This is a genomic window from Sphingomonas sp. FUKUSWIS1 (genome assembly GCF_000733135.1).
GTDB classification, from domain to species: domain Bacteria; phylum Pseudomonadota; class Alphaproteobacteria; order Sphingomonadales; family Sphingomonadaceae; genus Sphingomonas; species Sphingomonas aerolata.
On record NZ_JPJC01000027.1, the window covers coordinates 1 to 10,714 of the forward strand.

Annotated in this window: 7 protein-coding genes and 1 pseudogene; 1 reads left to right on the forward strand and 7 read right to left on the reverse strand. The window is 66.9% G+C overall.

Annotated elements, in window-relative coordinates; all coding sequences use genetic code 11:
* From sphsw_RS02785 to sphsw_RS02815, 7 genes are all read right to left on the reverse strand, one after another.
* The coding region (locus sphsw_RS02785; RefSeq protein WP_152555361.1) for a metallophosphoesterase at positions 1-1,064 on the reverse strand (1,064 nt) is incomplete at its 3' end.
* Between the two features lie 154 nt (positions 1,065-1,218).
* Positions 1,219-2,277 carry a LacI family DNA-binding transcriptional regulator gene (locus tag sphsw_RS02790; RefSeq protein ID WP_031439276.1) on the reverse strand — a complete coding sequence of 353 codons (1,059 nt, stop codon included), beginning with the start codon at positions 2,275-2,277 and terminating at the stop codon, positions 1,219-1,221.
* Positions 2,270-3,787 carry a tryptophan halogenase family protein gene (locus sphsw_RS02795; RefSeq protein ID WP_031439277.1) on the reverse strand — a complete coding sequence of 506 codons (1,518 nt, stop codon included), beginning with the start codon at positions 3,785-3,787 and terminating at the stop codon, positions 2,270-2,272. Before sphsw_RS02795 ends, sphsw_RS02790 begins: the two co-directional genes overlap by 8 nt.
* Entirely contained in the window at positions 3,784-4,818 is a 1,035-nt protein-coding gene (locus sphsw_RS02800; protein WP_031439278.1) for a cupin-like domain-containing protein, read from the reverse strand. Before sphsw_RS02800 ends, sphsw_RS02795 begins: the two co-directional genes overlap by 4 nt.
* The gene (locus sphsw_RS02805; protein ID WP_031439279.1) at positions 4,811-5,527 is read right to left on the reverse strand and encodes a SapC family protein; all 717 of its coding nucleotides are present in this window, start codon (positions 5,525-5,527) and stop codon (positions 4,811-4,813) included. The genes sphsw_RS02800 and sphsw_RS02805 overlap by 8 nt, the downstream gene beginning before the upstream one ends.
* Positions 5,527-7,080, reverse strand: coding sequence for a tryptophan halogenase family protein (locus sphsw_RS02810; RefSeq protein ID WP_031439280.1), 1,554 nt, complete (start codon positions 7,078-7,080; stop codon positions 5,527-5,529). Before sphsw_RS02810 ends, sphsw_RS02805 begins: the two co-directional genes overlap by 1 nt.
* 111 nt (positions 7,081-7,191) lie before the next feature.
* Positions 7,192-10,248, reverse strand: coding sequence for a TonB-dependent receptor (locus sphsw_RS02815; RefSeq protein WP_031439281.1), 3,057 nt, complete (start codon positions 10,246-10,248; stop codon positions 7,192-7,194).
* A gap of 203 nt (positions 10,249-10,451) precedes the next feature.
* Between sphsw_RS02815 and sphsw_RS02820 the strand changes: the two are divergent.
* A pseudogene (locus tag sphsw_RS02820) lies at positions 10,452-10,714 on the forward strand (glycosyl hydrolase); the annotation flags it as partial.

A 10,714-nucleotide genomic window follows, 5' to 3' on the forward strand; every position in this document is an offset into this window, starting at 1 on the left:
GGATTGACGTCCGACCCGGCGGCGTGAAGCGTGAACCGCGTCATCTCTGACGGGCGGCCGAGCCGGACCGCGAAGCCCGGCCACAACCCGGTGCCGTTGCCGACATAGAGCGTCATCCCCGCGACGTCGTAGCGGCCGGACACGAACCCGCCATTGGCGCGCGCGAATAGCCGGTCGAAGCCGGGCGCGACGCCACCATGCGTATGCCCCGACAGCTGGAGCGCGACGCCGTGTGCCGCGGCGTTGCGCGCATTGCGGGGCTGGTGATCGAGCAGCAGTATCGGTGCCCCCGCGGGCGCGCCGCGCAGCGCGCTGTCGAGATCGGGACCGGGCTGGCCGACCGAGGGGGCGGAGAGATCGGTGAGCCCTGCGAGCACGAGCTGCGCGTCGCCGCGGGACAGCACGGCATGGCTGTTGGGGAGCATGCGGAAGCCGAGTCCGTCGAGGTGCCGCATCCAGGCGGCGTAATCGAAGAAATATTCGTGATTGCCCGGGATCGCATAGACGCCGTCGGGGGCGCGGAGCGCGCGCAGCGGGGCGACGTCGGCGCGGCGCATCGCGACCGATCCGTCGATGAAATCGCCGGTAACGACGATCAGGTCCGTGCCCGCCGCATTGGCGCGGGTGACCACCGCCTCGGCCCAGCGTGCGGGGAACAGCCGGCTTATGTGAAGATCGGTGAGCTGGAGGATGCGATACCCCTCGAACTGCGGCGGCAGGTCGGCGATCGTGACCGCGACGTCCTTGACCGGCGGCACGCGCAGCGCGTTCGAGACCCCGATCGCGGAGATCAGTGCCGCGAGCCCCGCGATCGCATAGCGCAGCCCGTCGGGCGCGGCGGTGGTGCTGCGACGCAGGATCGCGGTCGCGAGCGTGCCGATGTCGAGCAGCAGCTGGAGCATCGCGAGCAGCACGATCGCCGCGAACGCCCAGTTGAACAGGATGACGACGCCGCGCGGAAACTCGGGCGCGAAGATCGATCCCGAGGACAGCCGGTTCCAGAAATGGAACTGCGAGGCGACCAGCAGCAGCAGCGCCACGCCGGCCTTGAGCCAGAGCGACATCGACAGCGGCCAGAGCCAGCGGGCAAGGACGACCAGGCAGGGCGTCGCGAAAATGAGATTGAAAATGACGGTCTCCGTTCGTCCCCGCGCCGCCTGTGGGGGAGTTGGCCGTGCGTCGCAAGGCCCGCCGGACCCGCCGGCGCGAGCAGACCGGTCAGCCGCTCGCGGGTGGGCGCGCGGTCGAACGGCGCACCGTCAGTTCCGCCGCGACCGTGATCGGTGCGTCCGGCGGAGGATCGCCCGCCAGCCCGGCGATGATCAGGCTCACCGCGCGCGCCGACGCCTCGGCGATCGGCTGGACGATCGCGGTTAACGGCGGGTGGGCGAGGCGGATGATCGGCGTGTCGTCGAAGCTGATCAGCGATAGATCCTCGGGCACGCGCCGCCCGGTTTCGCGCGCCAGTTCGAGCGTCGCGAGCGTCATCTGGTCGTTGCTGCCGATGATCGCGGTCGGCGGCTCGGAGAGCGCGAGCAGCGTCCGGGCGGCGGCCCGGCCCGAGGCATGGCTGAAATCCCCCGATGCGAGCAGATCGGTGCTGTCGATCCCTGCATCCTCCATCGCCGCGCGCCAGCCATCGACGCGCCAGCCGCTGAGTTCATATTCGGCAGGCCCGGCGATGAAGCCGATCCGCCGGTGGCCGAGCGCGACGAGATGCTCGGTCGCGATCCGCGCCGCGCGCGCGTCGTCCATCATCAGGCGGACGCCGGGCCCTTCGCTGATCGAGCCGATCCGCACGAACCGGATGTCCTGCGCCGCGAGCAGATCGATGATCAGCGGATTGCCCGAATGCGGCGGGGTGAGGATCACGCCGTCGGGCTGCAGCGCCGCGATCGCGCCCAGCAGCTCGCGTTCGATATGATCGCTATGCGTATCGACCAGCTCGACGATCAGGCGATAGCCATGTTCGGCGCAGGTCAGCATCCCGCCGAGCAGCATCTGGTCGACCCAGTCGGTCCCCTGCCGCGCGCGCCAGTCGGCGATCGTGCGTTCGCGGTCGTTGAGCGCGAGGATCAGATAGGAGCGCGAACCGCCCATCCGCTGCGCGGCGATCGAGGGGACATAGCCGAGCCGGTCGATCGACGCCTGCACACGCTCGGCCATTTGCGGGCGGACGCCGGTCTCCTTGTTGACGACGCGACTGACCGTCTGCAGCGAGACGCCGGCGTCCGCTGCAACATGCTTGATCGTCACGGCCTGACGGCGCCTAGCCAAGATGCGGGGATCCCGCCGAGGCGGACGGCGCTGTGCTGCAGTAGTGCGCGACATAGGCGGCATGGTCGGGCAGCGCGTCGACGGTCGCGTTGGTCGTGTCGCGCAGCCCGCCGAGCAGCCGGACAAGTTCGTCGTCGCGCATCTTGGTCGCGATCGGGTGATAGCTCTCCGGGACGATGCCCTGGCCGAGCATCACCTGCACCCAGCTGTTTTCGGCGAACAGTTCGTCATTTTTGCGGAAGACGCGGCCGGTTTCGCGAAACAGTGCGATCTTGTGCGCGAGCGAGTCGGGCACCGGCATCGACGCGCATTGCCGCCAGAAGGCGCTGTCGCGGCGGTTGGTCGCCTTGTAGTGGAGGATCAGGAAATCGCGGATCTGCAGCATGTCGGTATGCTGCTGTTCGTTGAATTCGGCGACGTCGCGCGGGCTGATCCCGGCCGATGGGAACATCCGCAGGAGACGGAGGATGGCGCGCTGGATCAGATGGATGCTCGTCGATTCGAGCGGCTCCATGAACCCGCCGGACAGGCCGATCGCGACACAGTTGCGATGCCATTGCTGGCGTCGCGCGCCGGTGACGAAGCGGATCCTGTTCGGCTCGGTCAGGGTCGGTCCCTCGACGGTGCCGAGCAGACGCTCGAGCGCGGCATCGTGATCGAGATAGCGGCTGCAATAGACGATGCCGTTGCCGGTGCGGTGCTGCAGCGGGATGCGCCACTGCCATCCGGCATCGTGCGCGATCGCACGGGTATAGGGCAGCGCCGGCCGGACGCTCTCGGTCTGGACCGCGATCGCGGAATCGCACGGCAGGAAATGCGTCCAGTCGTCGAACCCGGCATGCAGCGCCTGTTCGATCAGCAGCGCGCGAAAGCCGGTGCAGTCGAGGAACAGGTCGCCCTCGATCCGTGCGCCGGAGTCGAGCGTCAGCGCGGCGATGTCGCCGCTTTCGCCGTTCAGCTCGACCTGCGCGATCCGGCCTTCGACCCGGGTCGTGCCGTCGGCCTCCGCCATCTTGCGCAGGAAGCGGGCGTAGAGGCCTGAATCGAGCTGATAGGCATAGTTCATCCGGCCATCGGGAAGATGCGCGAACTTGCCCTGCAGTGCGGCGCGCAGTTCGAGGCAGTAATCGTCGAACGGCTGATGATGGCCGCGGGTCAGCCCGTGCAGCCAGAAATGCTGGAAGCCCGCGGACCAGTGATCCTTGCCGGTCGTGCCGAACGAATGGAAATAGGTGTCGCCGCGATCCTTCCAATTGTCGAACAGGATGCCGAGCTTGAACGTCGCCTGCGTCTCTCGCATGAACTCGGCTTCGTTGATCCCGAGCAGGCGGTTGAACGTCACGATCGGCGGGATCGTCGATTCGCCGACGCCGACGGTGCCGATCGCCTCGGATTCTACCAGCGTCACCGCGACGGTGCGGCCCATCGTCCGCGCGATCGCGGCGGCGGCCATCCAGCCGGCGGTGCCGCCGCCGGCGATGACGACGCGGTGGATCGGGGGCGTGGTCATCGGCTGAGTGCTCGCAGGAGGAAGGCGCGCAGCTTGCCTGCGCTGTCGGGGGTGAGCGGGGCGAGGACGCCGCGTTCGGGCTCGGGGATATGCGCCGCGACCGCGGGGTCGTCCGAAAAGACATAGTGATCGAACATGGCGCGCCAGTGACGTTTCTCGTCCTCGGGCAGGTCGCGGATCGCGAGCAATGCGTGGTTGAGCGCATCCTGTGGCTGGCCGAGCCAGCGGGGTGTGTCGCGCCACCAGTAGTTCACCAGCACGTTGAAGTCCGAAAGCCCCTCGACATGGTGCCACCACAGGGCCGGAATGTAGAGCGCGTCGCCGGCGTCGAGCTCGGCGACCTGCGCCTGCGCCAAGGCGTCGCGGAAGCCGGGAAAGGCGGCGAAGTCGGGGTCGTGGAAGTCGACCATGCTCACCGCGCGGCCCGCGGGGGTATTGTCGACCGGCCCGAGATAGAGATTGCGGAACTGGTCGCGCGGAAACAGCGTGAAGCGGCGACGACCGACCGCGACGCAGGCGAGGTTATCGGGCGCGTCGTTATGTGCCGCGATCCGCGTCGGCGTTCCCATCCATATGCTCGCGAGCGGTGTGCGGTCGCCGAGATCGACGTGATTGGCCTCGTGCAGTCCGGTGAAGAAATTCTGCATGTCGATCGAGGCGAGATAGATGGACGGTGCGCCGTCGACCCCCTCATTCTCGGTCATCCGCGCAAAGATCTCGGGCAGCGGCGCGCGCATCATCTGGAAGTTCATGCCCTGCATGTCGCCGTAGAACAGCCGGCCGCCACTCTGTGACGCACCGACCGAGACGGCAAAGGGCGTGGGCCGGGCATGGCGTTCGATATAATCGCGCGCCGCGCGTCCCGATTGCTGACCGGCCTCGACCATCGGCCAGTCGGCGACGAGCCCTCGGACGATGAACGGCGTCGTCGCTTCGCGCAACAGCGTGTCGAGCGCCGCCGGCCCGCTGATGTCGACTTCGCGGATCCGCGGCAGGGCAGCGAAGATCCCCGCGGTGCCGGCGTCAGCCATGCGCGAGCCGTCGGTTCTTGCGCGCGACGAGATCCCCGATCTGGCCGAGCGAGGCGAGCGCCATGAAGATCGGCAACAAATGGCCTTCGGCGTGGAGCTCGGCGACGGATGCGGGGTCGAGCGCTTCCAGGCGATCCTCGTCGATGACGTGATAGCCGACCAGGCGGTTCTTCGATCCGTCCTCGAGCGTGACGTCGAGCGTCAGCGGTTCGAGCAGGTCGTGGCGCTGGAGCGCGGCGAAGAACGCGGTCGCGGCGACATAATCCTCGTCGAGCGCGCGCAGTTGATCGGCGATGCGTTCGAGAAACGGCGTCGGGCGACCGGTATCGTCGAACACGCGCATGCCTTCGCCCGCGCCAATCCGCGGGCTCGCCAGGTCGATATGCACCTGGCGCAGCGACGAGCCTTCCGGCCCCCGACCGACGAGGAAGGGCTGGCTGTCGATCGCGAGCGGGCGATAGCGGGCATCCCAGCGCCCGCCCTCGAGAAACAGGTTTTCGCCCGCCTCGAACCCGAATATCGCGAGCGCGGTGAAGCCGTCGCGGGTCTGGTCGCGCTGGAACAGGATCGGATAGTGCGTCTGGACGCGCCGGAATTCGCTGGGGACAGTGATGCACGCCATCACGGCGTCGCCCAGCGCATCCGACCGGTCGGTGCGGATCCGCAGGTCGCGGTGATCTTCGGGCGTCAGGATCGCGTGGTCGGGCATCAGGCTCTCGTTTCCATGGTAGCGCTTGTCATCGCATGCCGCAGGGCATTGAGATAGGCGCGATTGGTCGGCAGGGCGGCGGCGAGCATGCGACCGTGCCGGTCGACCTGCTGCACCAGCATGTCGGCGGCCCCGCGCGCGCCCGTCCGGACAGGCGTGCGGCGCGGCGCGGGAAAGCCCATGCCGTATAGCACGTATTGATAGCTCGCCGCGGGAAAGATCTCGTCGACCATCGGGAAGTCGGCGTGCGACGGGGGCTGGTCGGCCCATAGCTGGAGCAGCTCGGCGAGACGCGGCGGGATCGACCCGGAGTCGCGGTGGTCGCACCAATAGGGTTCGTCGCGCTGGCTGAGGACATAGTGCAGCTTGAGGAACTCGACGATCCGGTCCCAGCGATAGCGGAACAGCGTGTTGAAGCGCGCGGCGTGGAGATCCATCGTGCGGCGCGTGGCCGGGAAATTGTCGAGCAGCGCCTCGACCGAGAGCTCGACGAGCACGATCGCGGATGCCTCGAGCGGTTCGAGGAACCCGGCGGACAGACCGATGGCAAGGCAGTTGCGATGCCAGAAGCGGTCGCGGTGACGCGACTGGAACCGCAGGGGGCGAAAGTCGGGGAGTGGTGCGTCGGGGGCGGTCGCGCGCAGATAGCGGGTGAGCGTGTCGGCCGCCGCGTCGTCGTCGAGATGCGCGGACGAATAGACGCAGCCGATGCCGCGGCGCGCGGGCAGGCCGATATCCCAGATCCAGCCCGCGGCGTGCGCAGTGGCATTGGTCTGCGACGCGATCGCGCTGTCGGCGGCGACCGGCAGCTGGACTGCGAGCGCGCGGTCGTTGAAGAGTTCGCGTCCGCGGTCGATCGTGCCGACGCCGTAATGCTCGCCGATCAGAAGTGCGGCATGACCCGTGCAGTCGAGGAACAGGTCGCCGTCGATCCTGCCCGATGCGCGCGTGCGGACCGCAGAGATGTCGCCATCGGCCACGCCATCGACGCCGACGACATGGTCGCGCAGGTGGCGCACCCCGAGCCGTTCGGTCGCGTGGCGGGCGAGCAGGGCGGCGAACTTGCCGGCATCGAGATGATAGGCATAGTTCAGCGTGCCCGCATAATCGGGCATCGCGCGCTGACGCGGGGCAAGGTCCTGGCTGCAGACGGCATGTTGCGCACAGAGCGCTTCGGCAAAGGCCAGACCGCTGTCGGACCAGGCCGAGGCGAGATCGCGGGGGGCTGCATCGGCGGGGGTCGTGAAGGGGTGGAGATAGCGGTCGTCGGGCGCGCCGGTGCGCCAGCCGTCGAACCGCGAACCCTGTTTGAACGCGGCATCGCAGGCGAGGAGGAATTCGGTTTCGGAGATGCCGATCCGTTCGAGCGTACGGCGCATCGTCGGCCACGTGCCTTCGCCCACGCCGATCGTCGCGACGTCAGGCGATTCGATCAGGGTGACCTGAAGCGGGTACTCCGTATCGCGGTCCGCGCGGGCGGCGATGAGGCACGCGGCGAGCCATCCGGCGGTGCCACCGCCGACGATCACGATCGACGTGATCGCGCGATCCATGTCCAGCCCGTCAGTTTGCATGTCCGATACTGTCATTCTGTGCCGCCCGGGCGCCGAAAAGACCACCCCCCGCGGGGGAGTGGTCGTTCCGTAGGCCGGCGGCGCCGCGGGTCAGAAGTTGAACCGCAGGCCGGCTGCGTAGCGGGCATAGCCCGGCTGCGCGAAGGTGGCGAAATTATCCGAGCGCCGGTGACCGCGACGGCCCTGGCCGGTGAGGTTGATGACCTCGCCGAACACGGCCAGCCCCGTGGTGACCTGATAGCTCGCACTGGCGTCGACCTGCCCATAGGATTCGACATAGAGCGGATCAAAGGCGCCGCCGGCATAGAATTGGCCGCGCCAGTTATAGGCCACACGCGCCTGGATGCCGTTCTTGTCGTAATAGGCGACCGCGTTGGCGCTGTCGCTGAGCCCGGTCAGCGCGAACTGGCCGATGTTCGGATCGAGCGTGTTGTCATATTTCGCGTCGCCGTTGACGATCGTGTAGTTCAGGATGACGCCGAGCCCGGTGTTCCAGAGCCTGTGCTGCAGCGCGAATTCCCACCCGTCGATATTGGCGGTCTGGTCGCTGTTGAACGGCTGGCTCAGCTGGAAGTTGAACAGATCGTCCTCGGGCAGACCGAAGATGTTGCCGTTCAGCAGACCGGAATCGCTGGTGCCCGTGACCTGCGACGAGGCGGGGAAGTTGCGCAGGATGTAGTCGCGAACCTGGAGATTGTCCGTCGTTCCAAGTGCTGCGACCGCCTGACGATAGCGGGGGCCCGAGCCCGGGTTGCGCAGGTTGAACGCGGACGTGTTGACCTGCGTCGTGCCGATGAAGTTCTTCACGTCCTTGTTGAAATAGCCGACCGAGATGTAGCTTTCGGCACCGTAATACCATTCCGCCGACAGATCGATGTTCTTCGACTTGAAGGGGACGAGGTTCGGATTGCCCTGGCTGCCGGTGCCGCCGCCGATGCGCGGGTTCGAGTCGATGTTCAGGCCACCCTGCAGGCTGCCGTAATCGGCGCGCGTGATCGTGTGGCTGTACGACGCGCGCAGCTTGACGTTGCGGAGCGGTTCGATGTCGAAATCGACCGCGGGCAACCAGTTGTGATAGCGGCCCTTCAGCGAGGTGAACGAATTGGCGCCGTAGGTGAGCGCGAATTCGTTGGCGCCCGTCCAGCGGGTGCCGTTCGGGATCGGCACCAGCGCCGACGAGTTCACCTGCGTCTCGTCATAGCGGACGCCGCCGATGAGGTGCGCCGGCATCGAGAACATGTCGAACTTGCCGTTGAACTGAATATAGGGCGAGATCGTGCGTTCGCGGATGCGGCGATCGTTGGTGTAATTGGCAAGACAGGTACCTTCCGCCGCGACGCCCGTCTGCGGTGCGCTGCAGATCGCATATTGCGAGCGCAGCAGTTCGGCCATCTGCTCGAAATTGAACGTGTAGATCGACGGCGGCAGCGCGGGATCGTTCGATCCGGCGACACCCTTGAACTTGTCGGGCAGGCTGGTGAGGTTGAAGAAATCGTCGGGCACGGCCGCCGCGCCGAACGACGCACCGCGCGGGTCGACACCGCCCCAGGTCTCGTTCTGGATGAAGCCGTAAGCCGAGCGCACCTTGTTATCGACATAGGAGAAGCCCCAGTCGATGCTGCTCAGGAAATCGCCGTCATGGTCGTAATGACCCTTCAGCTGGAGCTGGTTGATCTCGTTCTTGAAATAGGCGTTGCGGAACGCGTTGCCGGTCGGCGTGATCAGCGACGCGTTCAGCGGGTCAATCCCGGGATACATCTGGTACGAGATGACCGGCAGGTCCTTCTCGAAATTGATGCTCTGCGACTGGACGCCGAAGATCGCGCCACCGATCGACGTGCTGCTGCCGTAATCGTTGGTCGGCTTCGACACCGCGGTCGAATGATGCGCGTCGAGCGACATCGTGACGTTGCCTGGCGCTTCCCAGGTGAGGTTGCCGCCGAGCGACTTGTTCTCGGACTTGTTCGCGGTCAGCGAGCTGCTGTACGACAGATCCTTGCCGGGCGCGAAATTCTCCGAATAGAAGACCGGGCCAGCCGCGGGGCCATCGGTCCAGGCGCTGCGCGTGTCGCCGAAGTTGAACCAGATGCCGACGCTGCTGTTGCGGACTTCGACCTTGTTGCTCGAATAGGTGAAGTCGAGCGTGGCGGTCAGCGTGTCGGTCGGCTTGGCCTGCAGCACGAGCTGACCATTGATGCGCTCGCGATCGATGTCGACGACATCGTAATTGGCGCTTTGCGGAATTTCGTAGACGTCGGTCGGGCCGGGACGGTTGGTGATGTTCGCACCGCCGGGCGTGCCGGGCTGGGCGAGCGTGCCCCAGTTGTTCTCCGCGCCGAGAAAGCCGTCGCGGAAGCCGACGCCCGCCGAATTGTTGCTCGCCTTGCGCCGCTGATACGCGCCGCTGAGCAGGACGCCGATGCGGTCGTCGGCAAAGGTGGTGGACAGGATGCCCGACACTTCGGGGGTGATCGGATCCTTGCCGTTGCGCGAGCTGTCGAGCACGCCCTTGACGGCGACGCTGCCGCGCGTGCCGGGCTTGTCGATCGGACGCGGGGTGCGGATGTTGATCGACGAGCCGATACCACCTGACGGGACCGCGGCGCGACCGGTCTTGTAGACCTCGACCGCGGCGACGCCTTCGGAGGCGAGGTTGGCGAAGTCGAACGAGCGCGAGGCGGGTGCGCTGGCCCCGTCGCCGAGCGTCGAGGTCGGCATCTGGCGACCGTTGAGCGTGACGAGGTTATATTCGGGACCGAAGCCGCGGACCGTGACGGTCGAGCCTTCGCCGTTCGAGCGATCGATCGAGACGCCGGTGATGCGCTGGAGCGATTCCGCGAGGTTGGTGTCGGGGAACTTGCCGATATCCTCGGACGAGATCGCGTCGACCACGCCCTGGCCGTTGCGCTTGATGTCGATCGCCTCGCGCAGCGATGCGCGGATGCCGGTCACGACGATGTCGTCGGTGACCGCGTTCGGATCGGCGGGCGTGGCGGGTGCGGCCTGCGGATCGATGTCGGACGGGCCGGGATTGCCGACCGTGGCTGCGGCATCCTGCGCCAGAGCGACGCCGGGAATGGCGGCGAGCGCCAGTGCCGATGTGCCGATGACAAGACGCGAAAGCGAGCGAGCCGTGAAGCCACGCATGGTAATCCTCCCTGTAGCCGACGCTATGAGTGCGCCTTCCGTGTGAACGTTCACTTTCCCTTTTCGCGATTCGTGTCAAGGATTTGGACTGCTGGTTGTGAACGTTCACTAAATATGCTGAGAACAGTGACAATGGTGCCACAGCCCGGCCGGATGCGTGTCGCAGTCTGCAGGGGGAGGCGGAAAACCGGAAGGGAATGAGGATGTCGACGGGGTATCGGGCGCTGATGCTGGGCGTGTCGCTGATAGGGATCGCCGCCATGGTCGAGGCGCGCGAGACGCCTGTGAAGGTTGCTCCGCCCAAGGCGCCAGCGACGGCGGCGCAGGACGCCGGACCCGATGCGCGACGGCGGGCCGAGGCGATCGTCGCGCGGATGACGATCGACGAGAAGATCAAGCTGGCACACGGCCTGTTCCCGCCGATGGCGGCGGGCAAGACGACGGACACGCTGATCCCGTCGGCGGG